The following is a 26,329-nucleotide window of genomic DNA, read 5'->3' as shown; positions in this document are numbered from 1 at the left end:
TAGCTTACTAAAATTAATTCACAACCACAGGTAGTAAACAAATGAGCAATAAAAAATTAAAAGTTTTACTAATCGTAGAGCAATGCAATCCTGAATGGGCATCTGTACCTTTGGTTGGCTACAATTTCTTTCACAAAATCAACAAATTAGTAGATGCCACCCTCGTTACCCATATTAGAAATAAAACAGCTCTGGACAAACATCCAGAATATGAAAAAGTTTTCTACCTAGAAGAATCCAATTTAAACAAACAATATTATAAGATAGTAGCAAAAGTTACGGCAAACGGGCGAGTAAATTGGCCTCTTTATAATGCCTTGAGCTACCCAATTTATGAAGAATTTAATCGGCAAGTATATCAAAAATTTAAAACACAAATCTTGAACGGCGATTATGACATAGTTCATGCCATTACCCCGATGATGCCACGGTATCCGTTTAAAGTAGTCACTGTATGTCAGCAGACTCCTTTTATTCTAGGGCCTGTGAATGGGGGCATTCCCTTCCCAGCAGGCTTTCAAGAAACGGCAAAACAAGAATTTGCTCAATTCAACTTTTTGAGAGCAGTGGGTCGAGCCTTAATTCCAGGTTATGTAGAAACTTACAAAAAAGCTGACAAAATCTTAGCAGGTTCAACCTATACTTTGAATATGCTCAAAGATTTATTTGCCATCCCTGACGAAAGAATTGATTTGTTCTACGAAAATGGCATTTCCGATGAATTTTTAAATTCGACAACTATCAAAAATAAAGATGCTAGCCAGATAAATCTGCTGTTTGTCGGCAGATTAGTCCCCTACAAATGCGCCGACATTGTGATAGAAGCTATTGGCAGATTAGACCCGGTAATTAAAAATAAAATCCGGTTAACAATAGTGGGAGACGGACCAGAAAGAAATAACTTGGAAAACCGAGTGCAGGAACTTAAGTTAGGGGAAATAGTGAGTTTTGCCGGATGGGTGAATCAACAAGAAACTCTGGATTATTACAAGAAAGCAGATATTTTTTGCTTTCCTTCTATCCGAGAGTTTGGCGGAGCTGTGGTCATGGAAGCTATGGCTTGCGGGCTCCCCTGCATCGTTGCCAATAATGGCGGTATTGGTGAATATGTGAATGAAGAAACGGGTTTTAAGATAGAGCCAAATTCTAGGGAGTATCTCACCGAGGAGTTGACAAGTAAAATTCAACTGTTGGTTGAAGACGATCGCCTGCGGGAAAGTATGTCAGCCAAGGCGATGGAAAAAGCCAAAGAATTTGCCTGGGATAAAAAGGCAGAAAAGATTGTAGAAATTTATCAAAAAATGCTTGGCGAACCTCTAAACTCTAAAAGTTAATGTTCAAAGACAATAAAAATGGCGAGAATTTTTCTATCCGCGGGTCACGGTGGCTTTGAAAACGGGACGAGAGACCCCGGAACAGTGGCCGGTGGAACTACTGAAGCCAGGGAAATGATCCTGCTTCGGGACTTGGTGGTTGGCCAATTGCGATCGCGCGCTGTGGAAGTGCTGGCTGTCCCCGATGAACTCAGTCAAGTGCAAACCATTGACTGGATTAACTCCCGGTCTCGGATTGGCGATGTGGCTTTGGAAATTCAAGCTAGTGGCGCTTCTAACCCCTCGGTGCGCGGTGCCGGTATTTTTTATATTGCCGCCAACAACCAGCGGAAAGCTGATGCGGAAATGCTGATTATGTCGTTGCTGCGGAGGTTCCCGCAGTTACCTAACCGTGGCGCAACACCGGATACGGCTACGGGTTTGGGACGGCTGATTTTTTGTCGCTGGGTTTCTATTCCTTCGATGTTAATGGAACTGGGCTTTCTGACGAACCCGGACGATCGCCTTTTGATTCAAAATCGGCGGGGAGAGATGGCGATGGGAATTGCTGACGGATTGGAAACTTGGATTCGCCCTCGTGCGGAACCTCCAACTCCTAGCCCCATTACTTATCGATCGATTAATATCAATCTCAATGGTGGGATTTATGAAGAACAGGGGGTTTTAATTAATGGGAATGCTTATATTCCCATCGATCTAGTGGATAGATTGGGCATTGATTTATCTAATATTGCCCGACTTCGCCGCGTTAGTTACAAGAATATTGTCTACGTTCAGGCGATCGAACTGCGGGATTTTCAAGTATTAGTTACTTGGGATAATGCTAATCGGACCGTGGTTTTGCGATCGAATATCCAGCCTCCTGCTCAAGTTGGCAAAATTATGGGTGCTGGAATCACCACTGAAGTGCAGTTAATGATGTTTCTCAGAGCCAATAATCCCAGCGCTTTAACGGTTTTTCCTGACATAGCAAAGCTTTATCGCGAAGAAGCGAGGGTGGAAGGAGTCAACTACGATATTGCTTTTTGTCAAATGTGTTTAGAAACTAATTTTTTGCGTTTTGGTGACAATATTAGACCGACTCAAAACAATTTTGGAGGTTTGGCTACGGTTGGGGGAGATAGTGAAAGCGCATCTTTCGCTAGCGCCCGCATCGGTGTTAGGGCTCACATTCAACATTTAAAAGCTTACGCCAGTATTGAACCTTTGGTTCAGGAACTTGTAGATCCCCGATTTCGTTTTGTGACGCGGGGAATTGCTCCAGAAGTCGATCGACTCGGTGGGCGTTGGACAGCGGATTTGCAGTATGGCACGAAAATTACAGCCTTGGTAAGGAGGCTTTATGAATTGATGCAATCTGCGAGTTGAAGCGACTTAAACGTAGAATGCGATCGTGGTTAAATTCCCGACTTCTTTAAGAAGTCGGGAATCTGGGTCTGATATTTTTTTAGAAAGTCTGTCACAACCAGATATTTTAGATAATCCCCGGCCCTTTGCCACGCATATCTGTTTCGGCAGTCAGTTTACCTTCTTCACCTCTTTTATCTTTAATTTCAGCCAAAATACGAGCGCGTTCTTGGGCTTCTGCTTCTTCTTTTGCTCTCAAATCACCCGGTTCGTCAATGTACATTTCGGGTTCGATCGCGTAATTGTTAACAAGACCTTCTTTGTCTACTGTATAGCCATCTGTAGTGCGAATACTTTCATCATCAGTTTGGTCATCAGTTTTGGCATCTTGCTGATGTTGTTCTGTGGTTGTGTGCATGAAGTTGCTACCTTCACGTTCTTGCCGCGCTGCTGTTTCGGCAGGAGTGATGCCCCTGTCGTAGTGGGGGGCTTGCATATTAGATTCCATTTCTACATCTTTTGGTGTTGCTTTGCTAATACTCATGATTTATTCCTGGGTTATTTTTTCAAAAAGTGTCTTTGACCTATGTTTAAATAATAGACTTAAGCTCAGGGATTCCCTAACTATCTTTGGTTATAGTTTCCTGACGATAGAGCTTATGACAGAAGGAATAAAAAAATTCTTGCTCACAGAAATCTCCTCAAAACACAGTCAAGAACACGCAGGCGGTTCCCCCTCAGCTTGGTCGAAGAGATGCGTGTTCGACAATAATTATGGGAGTGGTCTCATCAATTTTTACCCCCCAAACTTACCGATCGCCTCTATTTGACATCTATCTAAAGGTAGAGAATGGGGAATGGGCAGTGGCTGGTAGTTTATGCTTCTTTGAAAAATCGGATGATTTCGCGGATGTGGTTGAGGAATTTTCCGTCATCGGTGAGTTGGGCGATCGCACTTTCTGCATCTCTTGTCAGTTTAGTATGTTCTGCCTGATTTGTAGCAGTCAAGTCTTGTAGAGATGCTGCTAGTCGAGTTAAGTCTCTTGTGTTAGCTTCCTGCTGTCGCTCTTGGATAGCTACCCAAGAATTCGGATCGTTAGAGTTGAACTTAGCTTCTAAATTGTTAATGGTAGATTCTAAGTTGGCGAAGCGGCTGCGGAGTTCGAGAATATCTTCGCGGGGGTGCAAAAATTGACGGCGAATCATTGTCAGCCGCGCTGCTAAATATTGATAACCTCTAATCGCTGGGCGCAGTATAGTTAACAGCAGTGCAGCACCCGAACTGAGATAGCCAATTGCGCTAATTCCGGTGGCGGCTAGGGTGTAAAGGGCGATCGCACTCAAGAGGTGCAGTCCGATGGCCACCAAGAGCGATCGACTAACTAATACAGTAACGTATTTGACTTGTTTGTCGTCAACTACGATACCTTTTTCGGTTGATTCTTTGGCTTGGGCTAAAACTTCTTTAGCTTCAAAATGGATATTCCACGGAACTGTAACTATCAACAATAACCATTCAAAAATAGCAATGGCAATTACCCAATCAATGAAGCTGCCGGCGGGGATGTGCAACCATTGCAGAATGGCAAAAACTAATAGTAAAAATATGCCTGTGCTGGCACCAAAACCTGCGAAAGTGTAATACATTGCGATCGCCTTTGCGGAATGTTGTTTTGATTGTGCGTGGGTTTGCAGGACGAGGTGAAAAGAGTGTGACAGTTAGGAAAGCTTCCTATTCAACTAAATGGCCAGCCCTTGCGTAGGGGCTTTGGATATCTAACAAGAGTGTGACAGTTAAGAAAGCTTCCTATTGCCAAGTAGTCCCTGTCAGTAGTCAAATAAATCTCCCATAATTCCTGTGGAACAGGCCTCAACAGCCTGTTTTTGACTGTTATTTTGGGACAACTCTCATACAGCAGCAGAATCAGCTAGGGCTGAGATAAACTGATTTGGATGGCGATCGCGCGTTCTGCCAGTTGCGTGTCTCTAACTCAGTCCTGGACGCACAGCATCTACAATTGACATCTAGCGTCTTCATCTAATATCTGCGCGTCTACTACTTAAAATCACAAGTCAGCAGCAAGGACAAACCGATGGCGAACTCAACTATTGGTCTAGAAAATCAACTTTACGATTATCTATTATCTATTTCCCTGCGGGAGCCAGATATTCTTCAGCAACTGCGAGAAGAAACTGCTAAACACCCTATGGGTATGATGCAAATCGCTCCTGAACAAGGTCAGTTTATGGAGATGCTGGTGCAACTCATGGGAGCGACAAAAACCTTAGAAGTTGGGGTGTTTACGGGATATAGCTCCCTGTGCGTAGCTTTAGCACTACCTTCCAACGGGAAAATTGTGGCTTGTGATGTCAGCGAAGAATATACGGATATCGCGCGTCGCTATTGGGCAGCAGCGGGTGTCGCCCACAAGATTGCTTTGCACTTGGGCCCGGCAATTCATACTCTCGATCAGCTTATCGCCGAAGGACAAGCAGGAACTTTTGATTTTGCTTTCATTGATGCGGATAAAGAAAATTATGAAGCTTATTTTGAGCGATCGCTCCAACTGGTACGGAATGGCGGCCTAATTGTAATTGACAATGTTCTGTGGTCAGGACGAGTTGCCGATCCTCAAGTACAAGACCAAAGTACCCTAGCCCTTCGTAGTTTCAACGACAAATTGCGTAACGATCCCAGAGTAACTCTCAGTGTGATCCCGATTGCTGATGGACTAACTTTGGCATTGAAACGCCGCTGGGCTACGATGATGGAACCTCAACAAAATTAAACCGTTGTTTGCGGTTTATGGTGGATTTTTAAATTACTCATTTTACTGGTTACTAGGCATAGCCCATTGGTGACAACTTAAACTGAAGTTCCCCTTCGAGGGTAACTTCAGGCGGGATTCCTGTTGAGTTATTTTTCAGTCTATCAGTCCTGGACACACGGGGGGTCAAAAACCCGGCTTCTGCGTCAAGAGCTCAGGCGATAGAGCGACGATTTTTTCTCATAAACCGGGTTTTTTGCCTAATTCCTATCTATTTTAATTTACTGTATCCTAAAACACAATTCATCGCGACCTTAAAAAAAATATACATACATTAACAAAGTAAATGTACGAGCGCTCAGATGTTGAGAGCTTATTGACAATAGATTTGAAGGCCCCCCGATCGCCCTTCGCTACAGCCCTTAAGCTACAAGTCTTAGTTTGAACCAGTTTTGATAAGCAAACCAGCAGGCCATAGTCAACCATTCCTTATTGATAGCCTCATCCGAAAACATTTACTTATCAGTCAAATTTAATAATTGTTTTAGAATTACTGCCAGAGTACGGTAGACTTGATTATCAAGCCCAAACAAACGTGGGGATCGCAACCAGCGTAGCTCACACCACAGGGCTGACCCCAATATCGATTTAATCAAAAGACTCAAATCAGTAAGGATAGTCCAAAGACTTATGCTAACCATAAATCTTGGACTCCGTACTGCTAACCTGCGCTCAAAAGAGTTCGCTAAACCCAATTAGCAAACACCAAAAAAGCGCATTGATAAACTTCAGTGATGTCGTTACAGAAGATTATGGATTGCAGCGAGGCTAGGCTATGACAAAATTTTCAGATAATTTTTCCAGACGTAAATTTATCGTCACCGCAGGTGCATCTGCTGTCAGTTCAATACTACTCAAAGGCTGTCTGGGAAATCCCCCAGAACCCACGGGTAGTGCAGGCGCTGGTAGCACTGCTGGCTCAGGGACAGCACCTGTGGCAACCTCACCAGTGGCGGTGGCTAACGAGAAAAGAGTCGAAGGAATTGAAAGCACTAAGATCAGCTTGGGATACATCCCCATCGTCGAAGCAGCACCTTTAATCATTGCCCAAGAAAAAGGCTTTTTTGCCAAGTATGGCATGACGGATGTCGTAGTTGCGAAACAAGCCAACTGGGGTTCGGCCAGAGACAACGTAGAAATCGGATCGGCAGGCGGTGGGATTGACGGCGGCCAGTGGCAAATGCCCATGCCTTATCTAATTAGTAAAGGTCTGATTACTAAAAACAGCGTCCAAATCCCAATGTATATTCTGGCGCAGTTAAACACTCAGGGAAATGGAATTGCGATCGCGGGCAAACACCAAGGCAAAGGCCTCGGACTTAAACTAGATCAAGCTGCCCAAGATTACATTAAAGGCCTCAAGGCAGCAGGCACTCCCTTCAAAGCAGCTTACACCTTTCCCAAAGCCAACCAAGATTTGTGGATTCGCTATTGGTTAGCCGCCAACGGCATCAATCCCGATGCAGATGTCGAGTTGCTGACAGTACCCGCAGCCCAAACTGTCGCCAACATGAAAACCGGCAGTATGGACGGTTTCAGCACCGGCGATCCCTGGCCTCTGCGGATTGTCAAGGAAAAAATCGGCTTCATGTCAGCCCTGACTGCCGAAATGTGGAAAGGTCATCCAGAGGAATATCTCGCAATTCGTGGCGACTGGGTAGACAAACACCCGAAAGCCACCGAAGCCTTGCTAGCAGGACTAATCGAAGCACAACAGTGGTGTGACAAGCCCGAACATCGAGCCGAATTGGTGGCAATTGTTTCTGGCAAAGGCTTCTTTGACGTACCTTCGGAAGTTTTGACACCTTCCTATGAAGGCAAGTACGTCATGGGCGACAGCAAACCAGACATCAACGACTTCAAGATGGGCCCGCTGTATTGGAACGATGGTATCGGCAACGTTTCTTATCCCTACGCAAGTCACGATTTGTGGTTCTTAACCGAAAGCATTCGCTGGGGTTTCTTGCCAACAAAAACTTTGGCAGAGAAGAAAGAACTGATCGGTAAAGTCAACCGTGGCGATTTGTGGAAAGCAGCAGCAAAATTAGCAGGAGTTCCTGAAGCTGACATTCCCAAAAGTACGTCTCGCGGCATTGAGAAGTTCTTTGACGGCAAAGAATTTAACCCAGAAAAGCCAGAAGATTATCTCAAGAGTTTGGCAATCAAAAAAGTGTAATGGGGTAAAAGCTTCCCATAATTTAGGATCGAAAACCAACAACAGAAATTAGGAGATTAGCAGCATGGCTGTGAGCACAAGTCGAAAGGGCGGAGTCGATGTCCAAGGAGCATTTGGTGAGTTTTGGAAGAAGAATTCCCAGAATATCTTGCCGCCAATTTTGGGATTACTTGGATTTCTGTTTATTTGGCAATTCCTGTCTAGCACTGGAATTATCAAACTGCCGCCACCGACGAGCGTTTGGACTGATGAACGGACGCGGGTCTTGTTGCTGTATCCTTTCATGAACTCCAAAACTTACGGAGTCGGCTTGTTTTGGCAGACTTTGGCGAGTTTGGAACGGGTTGCTAAAGGCTATACTCTCGCTGCTGCTGTGGGAATTAGCATGGGTGTTGTTGTCGGGACAAATCCTTTCTTGAATAAGGCTTTAGATCCGATTTTCCAGTTTTTGCGGATGGTAGCGCCTTTGGCTTGGGTACCGATCGCCCTGGCTGCATTACAACAAAACGAACCTGCTGCTTTGTTCGTAATTTTTATCACTTCAGTGTGGCCGATTTTGATCAACACGGCGGAAGGTGTGCGCCAAATTCCCGATGACTACAATAACGTGGCGAAAGTGCTGCAACTTACTCGGAAAGAGTATTACATCAATATTTTGTTTCCGTCAGCACTTCCTTATATCTTCACTGGATTGAGAATTGCGATCGGTTTGGCTTGGCTGGCGATTATTGCTGCGGAAATTGTGATGTCGGGGATTACGGGTATTGGTTTCTTTATTTGGAATGCTTACCAACAAAACTACATCAGCGAAATTCTATTAGCTGTTTTCTATATTGGAGCAGTTGGTTTGATGCTCGATCGCCTGATGGCTTGGTTGCAGCAAAAAATTGCTCCTAGTCAAGGAAAGTAGTTTCTACTTAACCAGGCAAATCTACTCGTTCCCAGGCTCTGCCTGGAAACGCAGATCCAGAGGCTCTGCCTCGAATTTTACTCCTAGACAAGTGAGGCAGAGCCTCTAGACATGGGTTCCCAGGCAGAGCCTAGGAACCAGTTAAACCAGTTAACCAGGCTCTTCCTAGGAACCAGTTAACCAGGCAGAGCCTAGGAACCAGTTAAAATCGATCGAAGTCCCCTTCTTAAGGGGGATTTAGGGGGATCTAGACTCGACTAAAAGCGACATTATCTAGCTAAAAAACCAACCTACAAAAAAGGCAAGAAAATCATGTCTGTTTTGATTGCAGTAGAACAACTCCAAAAAGTTTTTAATCTATCAGACGGTGGCACCTATGTTGCACTCAAAGGCATCGATCTGGAGATTAAAAAAGGCGAATTTATTTCCTTAATTGGACACTCTGGCTGTGGGAAATCTACGCTGCTTAATATGGTGGCTGGTTTGGATTTGCCTACAGAAGGGCTGGTGACTATCGAAGGACAAAGAATCACTCAACCTGGCCCCGATCGCATGGTAGTCTTCCAAAACTATTCGCTCCTACCTTGGCGAACAGTCAGGGAAAACATTACCCTAGCCGTAGACTCAGTGATGAACGGCTTACCCAAAGCCGAACGCCTCGATATCATTCAAAAGCACATTGACATGGTAGGCTTGGGCCCCCACTCAGAGAAACAGCCTGCACTGCTTTCCGGCGGACAAAAACAGCGCGTGGCGATCGCCCGTGCCCTCGCCCTGCGTCCTAAACTGTTACTCTTAGACGAACCCTTCGGCGCCCTCGATGCCTTAACTCGCGGCAACTTGCAAGAAAAGTTGATGGAAATTTGCCAAGAGTATGAAATCAGCGCCCTGATGGTGACTCACGATGTGGACGAAGCGGTATTGCTGAGCGATCGCATCGTCATGCTCACCAACGGCCCAGAATCGAAGATTGGCGGGATTTTGGAAGTAGACATCCCCCGCCCCCGCAAGCGGATGGAAGTAGTCTCACACCCCAGCTACTACGCTCTACGCAGCGAAATGATTTACTTCCTCAACCAGCAAAAACGGGTGAAAAAACTGCGGGCGCGGAAAGTACCGGCGATCGCCCGTCATGGACTGGAAAAAGTCAACCTAGAACTAGGCTTCGTCCCCCTCGCAGCCTGCGCTCCCCTAGCCGTCGCCAAAGAAAAAGGCTTTTTTGCCAAGCACGGCCTCGATGAAGTCCACCTGGTGCGCGAAACAAGCTGGCGCGGCATCGTAGACGGCATCGCCGCAGGTTACTTAGACGCAGCCCAAATGCCTTCTGGCATGGCAATGTGGTTGAGCTTGGGGGCGCACCAAGAGAAGCCCATACCGACGGTTACAGCCCTCACCATGAGCCGCAACGGTAACGGAATTACCCTCGCCAAGCGGTTTTACGACCAAGGGATCTACACTCTGGCAGACTTTAAGCAAATGCTGCAAAGAACCCCGGCCCAAACTCACCGCATGGGAATCGTTCACCCTTCTTCCATGCACAACCTGCTGCTACGCTACTGGCTGGCTTCCGGCGGCATTGACCCAGACCATGATGTCTTGCTCAAAAACATCCCTCCAGCCCAAATGATCGTGGACTTACAAGGCGGCACCATTGACGGTTTCTGCGTCGGCGAACCTTGGAACTTGCGCGCCTCTATGGAAGGAGTCGGCTTTACCGTGGCGACAGATTTGGAATTGTGGCCCGGACACCCCGCCAAAATTCTGGGGGTGCGGGAAGACTGGGCTAATGCTTATCCCAACACTCACATTGCTCTAGTCAAAGCTTTGCTGGAAGCTTCTCACTATTGCGCCGATCCAGCTCACGCTGCTGAGGTTTCGGAAATTGTCGCGGGACGGGAGTATGTCGCCACGGACAAAAATTACATCCAACTAGGCGATCCCAAATCTAATGCTTGTAACCTCGACAGTCCGATGCGGGAATACGCCCACCATTTGTTCTGCGGAGATGGGGTGAACCGTCCCAGCCGTACTGAACAACTGTGGCACATGGTGCAGATGGCGCGCTGGGGCGATACTGTGTTTCCCCGCAACTGGGTGGAAATTCTGGAACGGGTTGTTAGAGTCGGCGCTTTCAGCACGGCGGCGAGAGAGTTGGGAATGTCGGATATTACTTATACTCGCGGTTCTCTTCCCTTGTTTGATGGCTTGGTGTTTAATGCTGACGATCCAATCGGCTACCTCAATAGTCTGAAAATTAAACGCGATTTCACGATGGCTGAGGTGATACTCGATTCCGGCCGCAGAGCAGCTTAGAGCGGTTTTAAGTTACATAAAAATAGAGTAATTGCTAATTGTTATTTGTTAGTTAGTAATTCCCTATTCCTGACCTCTGTTACATCAGTTAAATCCGTTGAGCGAATCCGTTGCCGAACTTCCGTCGCCTATCACCCACTAACAAATTGCAAAGCCATGATTAACACCACGAAAAACAATACCGAAACCAAAACTTTAAACCAGAAAGGGAACGATCGCCGTCAGCCTTTTTTGTCGATCCAAAATGTTTACAAATCCTATCCAAACGGTTACAAAGCTTTAGAAAATGTCAACCTGAATGTAGCTGAGGGAGAGTTTATTACCCTGATTGGACACTCCGGTTGTGGTAAGTCAACTCTGTTAAACATGGTGTCCGGTTTTAGCACTCCCAGTCAGGGTAGCGTGACGATTAACGGGGAGAAAATTACCAAGCCTGGACCCGATCGCATGGTGGTGTTTCAGGGTTATGCTTTGCTACCCTGGCGGACGGTGTTTGAAAATGTTTATCTAGCTGTTAATGCTGTATTTCCCCATAAGTCGAAGGTGGAAAAAAATGCGATCGTCAAAGACCATTTGGCGATGGTGGGATTGACAGAAGCTGCGGAAAAAAGACCGCCGCAAATTTCTGGGGGGATGAAGCAGCGGGTTTCCATCGCCCGCGCTTTGGCCATTCGCCCGAAAGTGCTGATTTTAGATGAACCTTTTGGTGCTTTGGATGCAATTACTAAGGAGGAATTGCAGGAAGAGTTGCTGAAAATTTGGAACGATCACCGTTGTACGGTGTTGATGATTACTCACGATATTGATGAAGCGCTGTTTTTGGCCGATCGCCTGGTGATGATGACCAATGGCCCATCGGCTACGATTGGGGAAGTTTTGGAGATTCCGTTTCCGCGTCCGCGCGATCGGGTACAAATTATGGAAGATCCAGAATACTACAATTTGCGGAACTACGCTCTAGATTTCTTGTTCCGTCGCTTTGCTCACGATCACGACGCTTAGTCGATCGGGTAATAGTCATGAAAAATGGGGCATCTTGAACAACTTAAGCTTCAGCATTCCCCATTTTCAGGGGAATATTGCTGAAGCTTAACTATTGGTGAGAAGTTTTTTCTGACCATCCGGATCTTTTTCTCAACTTTTACGTCTAGCTGTGCAGAGACCTAATTGCCTAGCTGTTCGTAAGCTGGCATGAACTGAGACCACCTTTGATGAAGGGTGGGCTCTTTTTTTATGTTATTGGGTATTTTTGCTAAATTGATGGTGTGTGCATTCCACCATTTTAAGTGGCACATTGCGGGGCATTGATTCCTGTTTGATGGATTATATCCATGGCGCGGGTAGTTAGAAACTGGGTTTTTCAGCGACGCTATGCACTACAACGTGTATTTTAGAGTTGAATTCCTAAAAGATTCCAGTTGATGAAAACGGATACAAATCCGCAGGCTGCGATCGCAATTAAATAGTTGCAGGTGTTTTGCAAATAGTCTCTCTCATCTTGGTTGCAAATAGAGCACTTGCGAATCTTAAGCCAGAACAAGATGCCAATTTTACCACCAAATTCACTCTTTGTGGAACCAGCATCTTGCCTGTTGCTGAAATGGGCATAAAATATAATTTTCAATCAATTTATTTTCAGCCAATTAAATAAATCTGCTGCCGATAATTGCCAATCTGCCAGCACACAAAGCACAGGTAAAATATCCGTACCTGATATAAATTTGGGCATTTGATTAGGCAGAAAAACTATTACTGATTTATCGCTCGGATCGGCGAACCAACCGAGTTTAGTGCCGTGCTGAATCGAAAAAAGTATTTTTTTAATCACCTGATTCGGAGATTGGTCTGGTGACAAAATTTCAATTATCCAATCCGGTGCAATTTCAAAGCGGTTGGCAATTTCTCCATCTTCATCAACGGGAATGCGAGACCATTCAAAAACAGCAATATCAGGAACTATCGATCGCCCTCCAAACGTACACCGCAATTCGGGAAATGCACAGGCTAACTTTTTGGGTTCTCCAACCTCAGAAATTGCCTCCAGCAATCGTTTTTGCAATCGGCTATGTTTTCCTTGTGGCATAGGTTTTTGATAAATTTGACCCTCTGTATATTCGCTGGCGGGCTTAGTTTCTGGCAACTGCAAAAACTCTGCCAGAGAAATTTTTGATTTGGCTGCAACTACCATCAATGTTATCTCCTGAAATTCTGCTTAGGAATACTTAATATTCATATTGATAGGTAAGCGGATAGTAAAAGTAGAACCTACACCCACTTGACTTTCCAAGGAAATACTACCACCCATCATGTGACAAAAACGCTGGCTGATTGCTAGTCCCAAACCCGTGCCTCCATACTTGCGCGTAGTAGAAGCATCTGCTTGGGTAAAGGGTTGAAAAACTCGCTGCAATTGGTCTGAGTCCATGCCAATTCCGGTATCAGTACAATTAAACACCAAAAATTCTCTACTTGCCAATGATGAGAGAGAATTATCCTCAGACTCATCAGACTTTTCTGGTGTTTCGTGGCTAATTTCCTGCCCCTGATTTTCGCGAGTTGCGGTGAGGGTAATTGTGCCGTTATGAGTGAATTTAGCAGCATTGCTCAGCAAATTTAATAGTATTTGTCGCACTTTAGTAATATCGGAGTGCATCGTGCCGATATTGGTAATTTTGCTCAAGTCTATGGTATTGCCATTTTTCTCAGTTAGGGACGAAGCGGTAGATGCTACTTCTTTAATTAAATCAGCGATATCGAAGGTTTCTAAATAAAGCTCCATGCGACCTGCTTCTATCTTAGAAATATCGAGAATATCATTAATTAAAGATAGCAAGTGTCTGCCAGAATTGCGAATTTTTTCCAAATCAGGGAGGAGTTCATCGTAACCTAATTCTTCGGTTTCTTCTTGGAGCATTTCGCTGTAGCCGATGATCGCATTCAGCGGTGTTCGCAGTTCGTGGCTCATGTTTGCTAAAAATGCGCTTTTTGCGGTGGAAGCCTCTTCGGCGGCTTCTAGAGCTCTTTGGAGGGCAGATTCAAAGACTTTGCGATCGCTAATATCCTCGATGCTACCTTCATAGTAAAGAGGCACACCGTCGGCATCGTAAACCGCACGGGCACTTTCGGAAATCCAAATTATACTGCCATCAGCGCGGTAAACCTGAGACTCAAATCCCGAAACTTCGCCACATAGATCGATCGCCTGCACCAACTTATCCCGGCGTTTAGGATCGACATAAACCTGCTGTCGAATATCTGTCAAATTCGAGGTCAGTTCCTCTGGGGACGAATAGCCGTAGATTTTGGCAAAAGCCGGATTCACACTCAAAAAACGCCCTTCTGGAGTTGTTTGAAAAATCCCCTCCACTGCATTTTCAAAGATGCTACGATATTTTTGTTCTGCTTGACGTAGAGCTATTTGTGTGCGTTCGCGATCGCTAGCTTCCATAGCCAAGGAGACTAAATCTGCCAAGGAAGCAGAAAAATTTTGTGCTTCCACCGTCCAGTTACGAAAAGTTTCCACCTGTTCTAGAGAGATTACTCCTACAGTTTGTCCGCCGAGTCTAATCGGTGCGTCTAAAGTGGAAGTAGCGCCTGTTTCTACAAAATAAGATGCGACAAATTCTCTAGTTCTGGTATCTGAAAGAGCATCGTCCGCGGCAATCGTTCGGTCTTCTTCCAAAGCTTGAAAATAAGCCGGATAATCGGCTGCTAAAATTTCTTCCCCGGCGAAATGCCTACCACTACTGCGCTGAAATTGGTCAAAGCATAGCAATTTCGATCTACTTTCATCATACATCCAAATAGCAGCTCTTTCTGTTTCTAGGGTATGAGCGGCTGCTTCAGTGATTTCCTTCAAAGCTACTTTTAAATTCCCCCGATAAAGGGCTTTATTTCTGGCTAGTTCTAATAAAACAGTATTTTGCTTGCTCAACTGTTTTTGCCTTTCCCGCTGTGCTAATTCGGCTCGTTTGTATTCCGTAACGTCGCGGGCTACCCAAATTACAGACTCTTCCGAAAGCGGAGAAATCCTCGCCGCCAAACAAACTTCTCGACCGCGCAGGTTTAAAGTGTATTCAATACTGACGGTTTGTTTGGTATCTAAAGCCGAGCGAATGCAGTCAAGAAAGCGATCGGCTGTTGTTGGCTGGAACATTTCGCTGATGGTTTTGCCTACTAATTCTTGAGCTGGTGTGTAAAGTTGGGATAGATTGGTAGGCACAATTTTTAAGTAGCGGCCGCTGGCATCCACAACTACAATTAATTCGGTCATCGCTGCCAACAACGCTCGCAGTTCTGCTTCTGCTGATTTGAGTTCGGCAGTTCGTTCTGCTACTCGGCTTTCTAAATGGGAATTGGTTTCTTCTAAAGTAGCAAAGGAAGAGCGCAACTGTCTTGCCATTTGATTGAAAGATTGAGCTAAAAGTCCGAGTTCGTTAACGCCTTTGACTTCGACTTCTCGTTCTAGTTCCGAGGAGGTAAAATCTGCTGACTCGGACATTTTTGTTAAATCTTTGGAAGCTTTCAACAATCGGCGAATCGGTTCGGCTACCCAGCGATATGTGAAAATACCTAAGACGATCGCCACAATGAAGGCAAAACAGCACAATAAAATAGTTGTGCGAATATTGGTGTTAATTTGCTCTATAAAGTCTGCTTCGGGAATAGCGACCACAATCAGCAAATCCAGCCCGCGTTCGTCTTGCAGGGGAACCACCGTAATAAATTGTCGCGAACCGTCCATATCGAAGGTGAACTGTCCTTGACTGCGAATTTGGGCAAAACTGCCAAAAATTGATTGTAAATGTCTGGCGGCCGATCGTATGAGTAAATTTTTACTTTCCGTTGCCAACAGCCGTTTTTGTCCGTCTTTGGTGCTGACAAAGGGTAATTCGTCTGTGGAACTGGCGACTATTTCGCCACTACGTTCGATCGCAAACACCTGTCCCGACTTACTGATTTTGATACTTTTGAGAAAATCGCTGATTTGAGAAAGAGTGACATCAACGGCTAGTACCCCCCGCAGGTTTCCGGTTTTGGTGTAGATGGGGACTGCGGGCGTAATGCCTAATACTGGCGGTGCCGCAAACACGTAGATGGGAGACCAGGTGGGTTTTTTTGACTGTTTGGCATTTGTGTACCAAGGTCTTGTACGGGCATCATAGGCTACGGTTTCGACTAACTGAGTGCGATTTCCCTGGCTGTCTAGACGATAAATTTGGCGATCGCCCGCCGTTGATTTATCTTTAATATAGGTAAAATTTTCTGGTCCTCTCTTGACCAAGAGAAATCTACCACTTTCGTCGCCGTAATAAATGGTTCTAGCGCGATCGCTAATTTTAGTCTGGTTCCAAAAATAGCGCTCTAAGTTAGGGAAGTTGTCGGGATCTAAGTTTCCAGAGGCGATCGTGCTAGCATTAATTTCCAGAAACAGGTAAGCTGCATCCCCAAAACTGCGGAAATTTTCTCTAGTCCGGGCTGCAACTTCCAAGCTTAACCTAGTAGCCAGGTCATTGACAGATTTCTGACCGTTGCGAAAAGACAGCCATCCCGTCACACCTACCGCTACAGACATTTGCAGCACCAGCGGTATCAACAATACAAGACTCAGTGACATTTTCGGCGGGCTTTTCATCAGGCTAGAACTCAGGGTTTTCAATAACATCAATATTTTGGCAGATCCCGAATTTGCGTATTTTGCGTATTTTGCTTATTTTGTATATTCCCTAGACCTAAGCTACCACTAATCTTGACCTTTTCTCGACTGCCGGGAAGAAATTTTAGCAAATCGGTTCCTCCAACAATCTGTAGGTCCTTCTCATTAAACTTACAATTCGACCGCTCTTAGATACAGCAATTCTTCCAGAACTCCGGTATCTGACTCTGGGTTTTTTTAGGTGCGTTTACTTACGCCTGCTCTGTGATTGTTAATTAATTTGAGTTCCGGGGGAAAATGTAAGTAATTTAACAATCTTTTGCGAGGAAGTTTGCTATTTATAAAATAGATGGGCAAAAAAACACCGAATAATCGGTAACTCTTTAAGCATATACCGGAAATATAGCAGTCCTAAATGAGTCGTATAGTTTTTTACCCCACCCCAACCCTCCCCTTATTAAGGAGAGGGAGTAAGAAATTCACAAATGATTTAGGATTGCTATAGCCGATAGCCAAACAAAAAAAATCAGCATTTTGTGCGATCGACATTTTTGTCAAACAATACTTTAGGAGGATGGCATGAACTATACATTTGAAATCCTGGGTGTATCTCCAACTCTATCTTTTTTCAACCAACAGCAAGAATTATTACAACAGCAGCATTCTGCTGGTGTAGAATACTTGGGAAATCGCAAGTGTACCCTAGATTCCTTTGTCGCATCAGTAGAAACCGTTTCGCCTCACCGAGGCTGGGATGTCGATAGAGTCGTAGACAGCGTGATTAGCTTCTGGATGAACAACTCCGAAAGCATCAATTATTGGAAATGCCGATTGCAGGATGCAGGTAGCGAAAACTTGTTAGTCGCTAGAGTCGGCGATATCAAATCCTTGCAAGCTGCATTTGAATCGTTGCTAAGTCAATAGGAAAATGGGAAAGTGGCAAAAAGGCGATCGACAATAGTTAAAATCAACTCAACAATCTCTTGCCAATTTCCCATTCCCCAATCCTATGTCTCGCTCCAAAGCCCTACAATCTTACATTTTTGTCCGCTTGCTCCTAGCACCGCTGATGTTGTGGACCATCACCACAGCCGTATTTTTGCTGCTGCGAGCCACTCCAGGAGACCCCATCGATGCCATTCTCGGCTCGCGAGCACCCGCAGCAGCCAAAGCAGCAATGCGAACCCAACTAGGTCTCGACGCACCCCTATGGCAACAATATCTCAAATATATTAAAGACTTGTTCAGCTTAAATTTGGGAACATCCATCACCACTCGCGGACAAACCGTGTGGCAAATTATCACAGACAATTTCCCCGCCACAGTGGAATTAGCAGTTTGCAGCATGGCCGTAGCTTTAATAATCGGCATCAGTATCGGTTCCTTAGCAGCATCCCGCCCCAACACTATTTTTGATGTCGCAGGCCGTTTATTTGGCATCATCACTTACTCCCTACCCGCTTTTTGGGCCGGCATGGTATTGCAATTAATTTTCTCGGTACAGTTAGGTTGGTTTCCATTGGGAACTCGTTTTCCGGTGACATTAACAGCGCCCGAAGGTTACACCGGACTTTACACCATAGATAGTCTGTTGAGTGCTAACTTGGGTCAATTTCTGATATCTTTGCATTATTTAGCACTGCCAAGTTTGACCTTGGGCATTCTTTTAAGCGGCATTTTCGAGCGCATTGTGAGAGTGAATCTAAAGCAAACATTACAAGCAGATTATGTAGAAGCAGCTAGAGCTAGAGGCATTCCCGAATTGCAGATTTTATGGAGTCACGCTCTCAAAAATGCTCTGATTCCAGTAATTACAGTTTTGGGCTTAACTTTTGCTGCACTGTTGGGTGGTGCGATTTTAACAGAAGTGACTTTTTCTTGGCCTGGGTTGGCAAATCGACTTTATGAGGCGATTAGTTTGCGGGATTATCCAACTGTACAAGGAATTGTGGTATTTTTTGCGGGAATAGTCGTGGTGGCTAGCATTGTCATTGATATTTTGAATGCCTACATTGACCCGCGAATTCGTTACTAAAACTGCCTAAAGAAGAGTAAGATTAAAGGAACCGCGAAGGCGCGAAGAACGCGAAGGAAGAACCCCCCCAGCCCCCCCCAAGGGGGAAAGAAGAAGATGCAGTTCTTCTTTCGTCCTCTTGGTGTCTTGGCGGTTTAATCATTCTGATGCAACGGGAATCGATATGACTCCCTTTTTAGGAAGAGGACAATTTTTAGTTTCTGGGCAATACTAGAGCAAATACACTTGAATATTTGAGGTAAAAATGATGAGATTGTTGCTGACAATAGTAGGTCTATCCGCTGCCTTCACTCCACTGATGGCAGAAGTAGCTTTCAGCCTTCCCATGCCCAGAACAACGGACTTTCCGACAACCTCGAACCCCGAAGTAAACGTACCGGTTTGCTACATCGAAACCTCAAGTGGCACAACTTTTGATTTAGTCAGTTTGTGTGGGAAAAATACTACTCCGGCAGCGACAAATAACCGTAATACCACTACTGCTAACCCCAACGCAGCCAATGCACCCAATCCCAACCCCAATGGTATTACCAGAGACGCAGCCGGCACTCCCATAACTACTCCTGCGGGTACAAATCCCAATAATCCCAATAATCTCAATAATCCCAGTAATCCCAACACTAATCCCAATAATCTCAATAATCCCAGTAATCCCAACACTAATCCCAATAATCTCAATCCCGGAACTTCTGGCAACACCAATCCCAATAATCTCAATCCCGGAACTTCTGGCAATACTAATCCCAATAATCTCAATCCCGGAAGTGGGCCCTACACGACTCCCAATAACAATGTGTCTCCTAACGGTGGCAGTGGCAACGGCACTGGCAGTTTTTGATTTGTCAAAATTAAGTTAAACTAGGAGATGAAAGTGGCGATCGCACTTGAGGACATCTCATGTCAAACTTAGTTCAACGCTTAGAAATCACCGCCCATCCGCAACTAGAAAAATCCCTCGGCTATCGCGGAGATGCCCGCTGGGTAGCTTGGCGGTGGGAACCCGAAATCGACCAACTTATTTGCAGCGATGGCAAAATAGTCTCTACGGGCAACAATCTGGCTTGGCTGGTATTTTTGCAACACGACTTAGTGCAGCCTGTCCTAGAAGATTATAACCTCGGTAAGGGCGATCGCCATTCGCTGCTCTTAGACAGAACCAGTAGAAACCTCTACATTGGCCAAGGGACAGAAATTCAAAATTTACTAGAACAGCCCGAAAGTTTAGCATTGTTGACTTGTCTCGATCGTAACACCAAAGGCGATTCCCTGCGGGATAGCTTCGCTTCACGCAAATTTGGCGAAACATGGCAACAACAGCTAGCTAAAGCCACAAAGTCCGACCAATTTCGCCACTTCCTAAATCTAATTCCCGTCAGTATTGTAGCAACTTTAATCGGTGCTTTAGCCGTAGGCACAGGAATGTGGGTAGTACCAACAGCCCAGCAGAAGCTAGCCCAAAAAAACGCTCCAACTTCCCCAGTAAATTTTGAAGCCAACTGCTATCTTGGCAATTCCTACAAATTTTCATCCCATGTCGGTTCCGTAACCGGAAACAAAGAACTACACTTAATAGCCGCTTACGAAGCTACCTCCCCCCAAGACAATGGAAATTCCTCCAAAAATGCCATTGAAGTCAAAGTACAACGCAAAAACAAACCGATAATTCTCGCACTTTCAGCCTACGAACCAATTAACTGGAAACTCACCATAGAACCAGGCGCTGTCATCGAAAAAATCATTATCAACGGATACGAAAAGCAAACCATTACTGGAGTTAGCGGAATTCCCATCGAAGAATATAGCTACAAAGGAAATGGAAAAAGCCTCAGCGAAGGTGACTTCATGTACCAGTGGGAATCCACTACCGATAGTAGCAATAGCCCCTCAATCGTCACCAAATTAGAACAAATAAGTCAGACAAATTTAACTTCTTTTCAAGGATGTTATAGAGGTACAAGTTTTATGATTAAGTAAAGGTTAAAAGTATCCGTGGGCACAGACATCGACAGATTAAAAGCATCGCCAGAAAATTCCAAAACCCGCCCTGGTGGGTTTTTTGATTAATAATTAAATTAATTAAGTTTTTTATGATATAATCTGCCGTGGTATAAATCAAATTAACTCTTTGTGGAACAAGCCCGAAAGCCTGTTCAGGAGAATGATGGAAGATGTGAGTGTAATATTAATAAATATGAAATACTGGTACGAAACCCTAGCTGTAGCCCAGCGGATTTTAATTGAACTGTTCCGGCGAAAACGCAGCTTAATCCTCTGGAGTATCTTCCCAGTTTCGATTTTACTAATTAACGGAGCGATTTTACAAGAACGCGCCAACCTAACAACAGCAAAAGCCTTTGAAAGTGCAGCCCCAGCAAGCTTAGTCGGGGCAGCCTTATTTTTTAGCTGTCTCGGCGGAAGTGTCGCCACAGTCGTAGCAGAGCGAGAACAACATACACTCAAACGATTATTTATTTCCCCCCTGAGTGGCACTTCCTACTTTTTAGGAATTTTTCTAGCTCACAGTGCGATCGGCATCGGTCAAGTAATTCTAGTATATACCATAGCCTCTTGTTTAGGAGCACAATTTCAAGGCTCTGTGCTGCTAGGAAGTGCGATTATTCTCCTCAGTATTATATCTTATGTCGGAGTCGGCTTCATTCTCGGCACCCAATTCGCGAGGCGCACCGAAGATGTCAACTCCCTAGTCGCAGCTTTCGGAGTCCCATTATTGATTTTAGGAGGAGCATTTTTACCCACAGCACTGTTTCCAAAAAGCCTGCTCGAACTTGCCAAATACAATCCAATTTACCACATGAACGAAGCACTAATGCAAGTTTGGGCCAACGGCAAAAACATGGATGATATTTCCGAACACTTCTGGTTTTTACTCATATTCTCTATAGCCATGATAGCAGGTGGATGGCTTTCTTACCGCAGAATGCTCAGAGTAGAAAGAAGACTTTAAAACCACCTCACTCTTCTCCCCCTCTGCGCCCTCTGCGCCCTCTGCGGTTAAAAAAATCCGAAAACAAAGTAAACTATCCACCCCATACTTACCCCAGAATACTAACAGTAGAAAAAAGACTATAGAACCACCTCACTCTTCTCCCCCTCTGCGCCCTCTGCGCCCTCTGCGGTTAAAAAAAATCCCAAAAATCATCAACCATCAACCACTATTATACAAAAAACTACGGAGAACTCAAGCAGTGCTGCAAATCAAAAAACTCAACAAATCCTACGGCGAACGCTCAGTGCTGCGAGATTTGACACTGCACATACAAGCCGGAGAAGTCTACGGTTTGCTCGGACAAAACGGAGCAGGCAAAACTACCACTATCAATATTTTATGCAACTTGCTGAATCCAGACAGTGGTCAAATCACCCTCAATGGCCAACCAGTTTCTGACTCAACAAAAACCTTAATCGGTGTAGCCCCCCAAGAGAATTTGCTATACAAAAGCCTGAGTTGTGAAGAAAACCTCAACTTTTTTGCTCAAATTTATGGGATGAATCGCCAACAGCGTTATTCTCAAGTAGAAAAATGTTTAAAAGCAGTAAATTTAACAGATAGAGCCAAAAGTCCCGTAGAGACTTTGAGTGGGGGAATGCAGCGCCGATTGAATATTGCGGTGGCTTTGGTGCACCAACCAAAATTAGTAATTTTGGATGAACCGACAACAGGTTTGGATATTGAAGCCCGCTATGAAATTTGGGATTTAATTCAGCAATTGCAATCCCAGGGAATTACGATTTTGCTGACAACCCACTTGTTGGATGAAGCGGAACGTCTGTGTCAAAAAATCGGGATTTTAAAGAGTGGGAGTATTGTCGCCGAAGGTAGCTTGGAAGAGTTGCAAAAACTGATTCCAGCTCAAGAAATTATTGTTGTCAAAACTCAACAAGAAGCTGAAGTCATCGCCAGGGCAGAAAAATACAATTTCATTCCCCGGCGTTACGGTAGCGATTTGGCTTTTTGGCTACCGGAAGCTTTAGAATTAAAAGAGATTATTTTGCGGTTTGATGGGATTTCTATTGACTCGATTGCGCGGTATCCGGTGCGGTTAGAACATATCTATGTAGAGGTGACAAAACAAAATATCGTTTCGTAGGTTGAGCGGAGTCGAAACGCACCCACACTCAAAATCAAAGAAACCGGGTTTTTTCTCGAATCTTCGCACTGTAACGAAGTCTCTCAAAAAAACCCGGTTTCTCGCCACTCACCCATCAAACTAAATTCATCAATGACTGGTATATAATGAAAATAGAACAGAGCAGAGTCAAAGTTATGTCAAGTACAGCCAAAACGGAGGAAAAGAAACAATGAATTTAGAGCAAGCAGTTTTAGATAAATTGCGGGAATTACCCCCGAATCACCAGCAAGAAGTTTTAGATTTTGCTGAATTTCTTCAACAAAAAACTATGGCTAAACGACCGCTAAAGAGTGTCAAAGGGTTGTGTGCTGACTTAAAAGTAGATATTACGGAAGAAGACATCGCCCAAGCCCGACAAGAAATGTGGGGAAATTTTCCCAGGGAGATTGTTTGATGCCTTCAGTCGTAGCAGATACCCATACCCTAATTTGGTACATTTTTGAACTGCCAAGATTGTCGCCAGCAGCATTAACAGCATTAGAACAAGCGGTTAATCAGGGAAATTTTATCTACTTTTCCGCAATTACAATTGTAGAAATTTCTTACTTGATTGAGCGAGGGCGTTTGGCAGGCGAGGTGTTGACACGAGTTTTAAATGCTGCGGATGATCCAAATGTGGGGATTCTGCTAGCACCTTTAGACCGCAATATCTCGGCAACTATTCAACAAATTGACAGGGCAACAGTTCCTGATATGCCAGATAGAATTATTGCGGCCACTGCTTTATATTTGAGTCTTCCGTTAGTCACCCGCGATGCAAAAATTCAAGCAGTAACAAATATTCAGACAATTTGGTGAGCATCGGTGGAATTGACAGTGCAATCTAAGAAACCGGGTTTTTTCCCATATCTTCGCCTGTAACCAAATATCCTGCAAAAACCCGGTTTCTCGCCACTCACCCACAACCCTAATCTAAGAAACCGGGTGTTTTCCCGAATCCTGGGCTGTAATCAAATATCCTGAAAAAAACCCGGTTTCTAGCCACCCAACCCACAACCAAAAAAACCCGATGGTTGAGGGAAGTCGAAACCCGCCACCCAAAATCAAATCATGGTAAAATAAACATCGGTGTCATTCACAACTCCCCACAATGGACGAAACCCGCGCCCAAGCCTACCTGCAACTAATTCAGACTCTCCTGACTTGCCCCAACGGTGAAGAACCGCAGATATTACAAGATAACTTAGAATTACTGGATGGCGGATTCCTCCAAGCTTGCGAAGTCATAGCAGAAAACTTGACACAGCAGGGACAGGAAAATGCCGCTAGTTTCCTGCGAAATCTGGCCAGTCAGCTAGGGCAATTCTTGGATGGGAAGGATGAGGGAGATAGCGATAACTCAGAAGGTGAAAATTCCCAAGAATATGCAAATTTTATCCTAGAATTATTGCAAGCAGAAGAAAGCTATGGCGGTCTTGCAGCAGTTTATCCCATTCTTCGTCAACGGCAACATCTCCTCAATCTCCGTTTTGCCGAAACTTTACAGCAAGTAGCACAAAATTTAATTGCCGACGAAAATGCAGAAACAATTGCGTTTATTGTCGCCATAATTGAAAATTTAAGTATTCATATTAGCGACTTTCCGCTGGGAAGTAGAGCGAATAATCTGGAAATTGCGATTACTGGTTATCAAATAGTTTTAAATAATCTGCAACCGGGAAGCGAAAAGTTTGCTCAAACCCAAAATAATCTGGCAAATGCCTACAGTAACAGAATCAGGGGAGAGAAAGCAGAGAATATCGAACTGGCGATCGCATCTTACACTGCTGCATTAACCATCTACAAGTCCGATGCCTTTCCCGAAAAATGGGCGATGACGCAAAATAATCTGGCAACAGCCTACAGTGACAGAATCACGGGAGAGAAAGCAGAGAATATCGAACTGGCGATTAAGTCTTACACTGCTGCATTAACCATCCGCACCCCCGAAGCCTTTCCCGAAGATTGGGCGATGACGCAAAATAATCTGGCAACAGCCTACAGTAACAGAATCAGGGGAGATAAAGCAGAGAATATCGAACTGGCGATCGCATCTTACACTGCTGCATTAACCATCTACACTCTCGATGCCTTTCCCGAAGATTGGGCGATGACGCAAAATAATCTGGCAACAGCCTACAGTGACAGAATCAGGGGAGATAAAGCAGAGAATATCGAACTGGCGATCGCATTTTACACTGCTGCATTAACCATCCGCACTCTCGATGCCTTTCCCCAAGATTGGGCGATGACGCAAAATAATCTGGCAGCAGCCTACACTTACAGAATCAGGGGAGAGAAAGCAGAGAATATCGAACTGGCGATCGCATCATACACTGCTGCATTAACCGTCTACAAGCCCGATGCCTTTCCCGAAAAATGGGCGATGACGCAAAATAATCTGGCAACAGCCTACCGTAACAGAATCAGGGGAGATAAAGCAGAGAATATCGAACTGGCGATCGCATCTTACACTGCTGCATTAACCATCCGCACCCCCGAAGCCTTTCCCGAAGATTGGGCGATGACGCAAAATAATCTGGCAACAGCCTACAGTGACAGAATCAGGGGAGATAAAGCAGAGAATATCGAACAGGCGATCGCATCATACACTGCTGCATTAACCATCTACACCCCCGAAGCCTTTCCCGAAGATTGGGCGATGACGCAAGAAAACCTTGCGTATACTTACATTGACCTAAAAGATAACTTAGCTGCAATTCAACATCTTTGCTCTGCATTAGAAATTCTGACTCCCTCATCATTTCCCCTAAGCTGTCTCAAAGCAGGGCGCAACCTCGGCAACTTTGCCTTCGAGCTCCAAGACTGGGAAAACGCGATTTACGGCTATGAAAACGCCATCACCGCCGCCGAACAAAGCCGCGAATGGGCAACCTCCCAACGCAGCAAACGCCAAATCCTCGAAGATGCCTTGCCCATCTACGAGAAAATGGTACTAGCCTGCATCCACCTCCAACGCTACGAAACCGCCCTCCTCACCGTCGAACGCAGCAAATCTCGCACCCTCATCGAACTCCTCGACAACGCCAACCTCTACCCCAAAAACAGCACCCCCGCCCAAAAACAGCAACTCACCCAACTCCGCCGCCAAATTGCCTCCCTCCAACAACAACTCGACACCAACCAACCCCCAGAAGAAACCGAAACAACCACCGACACCAACACCGACACCCTAAAAGAAAAAAGCAGTATTTCCACCCCCGAACCGCCCCAAACCAGCGATTCCCACCTGGAAGCCCAACTAAAAACCCTGCAACAGCAAATCACTCAACTGCTGAGAGAAATCAACGACCCCGATTTCAACCTCACGCAACGAGTCATCCCCCAACTACCCGACTTTAGCCAATTCCTCGACAGCCAAACCGCCCTCATCGAGTGGTATCTCCCCCCAAACCCCGACTCCGGCTTTCACGTCTTCATCGTCACCAATCCCATAGGAGATCCCCCTAAATCCCCCTTAAGAAGGGGGACTTTGAGTGAAGAAGATCCCCCCCTTGTTAGCAGGGAACTTCCAGTCCCCCCCCTTACCAAGGGGGGGCTAGGGGGGGTTCCAATCCCAGGGGAAGCCATTCCAGTCCC

At 45.1% G+C, this 26,329-nt stretch carries 22 protein-coding genes; 17 read left to right on the top strand and 5 right to left on the bottom strand.

The annotated features are described in order from the left end of the window. Window positions 1-41: 41 nt before the first annotated feature. Entirely contained in the window at window positions 42-1,334 is a 1,293-nt protein-coding gene (locus ACBR23_RS04280; RefSeq protein WP_371118974.1) for a glycosyltransferase family 4 protein, read from the top strand. Window positions 1,335-1,352: 18 nt separating this feature from the next. Further along, on the top strand, window positions 1,353-2,702 hold the full coding sequence (locus tag ACBR23_RS04275; RefSeq protein WP_341735703.1) for an N-acetylmuramoyl-L-alanine amidase: 1,350 nt from the start codon (window positions 1,353-1,355) through the stop codon (window positions 2,700-2,702). A 106-nt stretch (window positions 2,703-2,808) separates the two neighbouring features. Here the strand turns inward: ACBR23_RS04275 and ACBR23_RS04270 are convergent, their stop codons facing one another. Then, window positions 2,809-3,225 carry a hypothetical protein gene (locus ACBR23_RS04270; RefSeq protein WP_340550647.1) on the bottom strand — a complete coding sequence of 139 codons (417 nt, stop codon included), beginning with the start codon at window positions 3,223-3,225 and terminating at the stop codon, window positions 2,809-2,811. A 115-nt stretch (window positions 3,226-3,340) separates the two neighbouring features. On the opposite strand from ACBR23_RS04270, the gene ACBR23_RS04265 reads away from it, so the two are divergent. Beyond that, window positions 3,341-3,511: a hypothetical protein gene (locus tag ACBR23_RS04265; RefSeq protein ID WP_371121180.1), complete on the top strand. Its 171-nt coding sequence runs from the start codon at window positions 3,341-3,343 to the stop codon at window positions 3,509-3,511. Between the two features lie 46 nt (window positions 3,512-3,557). Here ACBR23_RS04265 and ACBR23_RS04260 read toward each other — a convergent pair whose 3' ends face one another. Continuing rightward, window positions 3,558-4,328 carry a hypothetical protein gene (locus tag ACBR23_RS04260; RefSeq protein ID WP_371114497.1) on the bottom strand — a complete coding sequence of 257 codons (771 nt, stop codon included), beginning with the start codon at window positions 4,326-4,328 and terminating at the stop codon, window positions 3,558-3,560. A 446-nt stretch (window positions 4,329-4,774) separates the two neighbouring features. Here ACBR23_RS04260 and ACBR23_RS04255 point away from each other — a divergent pair, with 446 nt between their 5' ends. From ACBR23_RS04255 to ACBR23_RS04235, 5 genes are all read left to right on the top strand, one after another. After that, window positions 4,775-5,470, top strand: a complete 696-nt coding sequence (locus ACBR23_RS04255) for a class I SAM-dependent methyltransferase (protein ID WP_371114498.1) — start codon at window positions 4,775-4,777, stop codon at window positions 5,468-5,470. 814 nt (window positions 5,471-6,284) lie between these two features. Next, window positions 6,285-7,685 (top strand): CmpA/NrtA family ABC transporter substrate-binding protein, encoded by a 1,401-nt coding sequence (locus ACBR23_RS04250; protein WP_371118973.1) that lies wholly within the window; start codon window positions 6,285-6,287, stop codon window positions 7,683-7,685. A 64-nt stretch (window positions 7,686-7,749) separates the two neighbouring features. Next, window positions 7,750-8,595 (top strand): nitrate ABC transporter permease, encoded by an 846-nt coding sequence (gene ntrB, locus ACBR23_RS04245; protein WP_371114500.1) that lies wholly within the window; start codon window positions 7,750-7,752, stop codon window positions 8,593-8,595. A 312-nt stretch (window positions 8,596-8,907) separates the two neighbouring features. Beyond that, entirely contained in the window at window positions 8,908-10,908 is a 2,001-nt protein-coding gene (locus ACBR23_RS04240) for a nitrate ABC transporter ATP-binding protein (protein WP_341735710.1), read from the top strand. 156 nt (window positions 10,909-11,064) lie between these two features. After that, window positions 11,065-11,910, top strand: coding sequence for a nitrate ABC transporter ATP-binding protein (locus ACBR23_RS04235; RefSeq protein WP_371114501.1), 846 nt, complete (start codon window positions 11,065-11,067; stop codon window positions 11,908-11,910). A 388-nt stretch (window positions 11,911-12,298) separates the two neighbouring features. Here the strand turns inward: ACBR23_RS04235 and ACBR23_RS04230 are convergent, their stop codons facing one another. From ACBR23_RS04230 to ACBR23_RS04220, 3 genes are read right to left on the bottom strand one after another with little or no spacing between them, the layout of a single operon-like run. Next, entirely contained in the window at window positions 12,299-12,532 is a 234-nt protein-coding gene (locus ACBR23_RS04230; protein ID WP_371114502.1) for a hypothetical protein, read from the bottom strand. Beyond that, entirely contained in the window at window positions 12,533-13,096 is a 564-nt protein-coding gene (locus ACBR23_RS04225) for a Uma2 family endonuclease (protein ID WP_371114503.1), read from the bottom strand. Window positions 13,097-13,120: 24 nt separating this feature from the next. Continuing rightward, window positions 13,121-16,525 (bottom strand): PAS domain S-box protein, encoded by a 3,405-nt coding sequence (locus tag ACBR23_RS04220; RefSeq protein ID WP_371118972.1) that lies wholly within the window; start codon window positions 16,523-16,525, stop codon window positions 13,121-13,123. Between the two features lie 618 nt (window positions 16,526-17,143). Between ACBR23_RS04220 and ACBR23_RS04215 the strand changes: the two genes are divergently transcribed. The 9 genes from ACBR23_RS04215 to ACBR23_RS04175 form a co-directional block, all read left to right on the top strand. Further along, the gene (locus tag ACBR23_RS04215; RefSeq protein WP_340521044.1) at window positions 17,144-17,488 is read left to right on the top strand and encodes a hypothetical protein; all 345 of its coding nucleotides are present in this window, start codon (window positions 17,144-17,146) and stop codon (window positions 17,486-17,488) included. An 85-nt stretch (window positions 17,489-17,573) separates the two neighbouring features. After that, the gene (locus ACBR23_RS04210; protein ID WP_341735714.1) at window positions 17,574-18,599 is read left to right on the top strand and encodes an ABC transporter permease; all 1,026 of its coding nucleotides are present in this window, start codon (window positions 17,574-17,576) and stop codon (window positions 18,597-18,599) included. Between the two features lie 244 nt (window positions 18,600-18,843). Next, window positions 18,844-19,437 carry a hypothetical protein gene (locus ACBR23_RS04205; RefSeq protein WP_371114505.1) on the top strand — a complete coding sequence of 198 codons (594 nt, stop codon included), beginning with the start codon at window positions 18,844-18,846 and terminating at the stop codon, window positions 19,435-19,437. A gap of 59 nt (window positions 19,438-19,496) precedes the next feature. Next, window positions 19,497-20,573 (top strand): hypothetical protein, encoded by a 1,077-nt coding sequence (locus ACBR23_RS04200; protein ID WP_371118971.1) that lies wholly within the window; start codon window positions 19,497-19,499, stop codon window positions 20,571-20,573. 217 nt (window positions 20,574-20,790) lie between these two features. Continuing rightward, complete coding sequence (locus ACBR23_RS04195) at window positions 20,791-21,564, top strand: ABC transporter permease (RefSeq protein ID WP_341735717.1); 774 nt, start codon at window positions 20,791-20,793, stop codon at window positions 21,562-21,564. A 241-nt stretch (window positions 21,565-21,805) separates the two neighbouring features. Beyond that, window positions 21,806-22,708 carry an ABC transporter ATP-binding protein gene (locus tag ACBR23_RS04190; RefSeq protein ID WP_371118970.1) on the top strand — a complete coding sequence of 301 codons (903 nt, stop codon included), beginning with the start codon at window positions 21,806-21,808 and terminating at the stop codon, window positions 22,706-22,708. A 211-nt stretch (window positions 22,709-22,919) separates the two neighbouring features. After that, window positions 22,920-23,144: a DUF2281 domain-containing protein gene (locus tag ACBR23_RS04185; RefSeq protein WP_341735719.1), complete on the top strand. Its 225-nt coding sequence runs from the start codon at window positions 22,920-22,922 to the stop codon at window positions 23,142-23,144. Beyond that, window positions 23,144-23,548 (top strand): type II toxin-antitoxin system VapC family toxin, encoded by a 405-nt coding sequence (locus ACBR23_RS04180; protein WP_341735720.1) that lies wholly within the window; start codon window positions 23,144-23,146, stop codon window positions 23,546-23,548. The genes ACBR23_RS04185 and ACBR23_RS04180 overlap by 1 nt, the downstream gene beginning before the upstream one ends. Window positions 23,549-23,840: 292 nt before the next feature. Then, on the top strand, window positions 23,841-26,329 hold a 2,489-nt coding region (locus tag ACBR23_RS04175), incomplete at its 3' end, for a tetratricopeptide repeat protein (protein ID WP_371125630.1).

It is taken from the genome of Microcoleus sp. (genome assembly GCF_041354475.1).
Classification (GTDB): Bacteria; Cyanobacteriota; Cyanobacteriia; order Cyanobacteriales; family Microcoleaceae; genus Microcoleus.
Note: the sequence above shows the minus strand (reverse complement) of the source record. Positions and strands in the feature narration are given on the sequence as shown.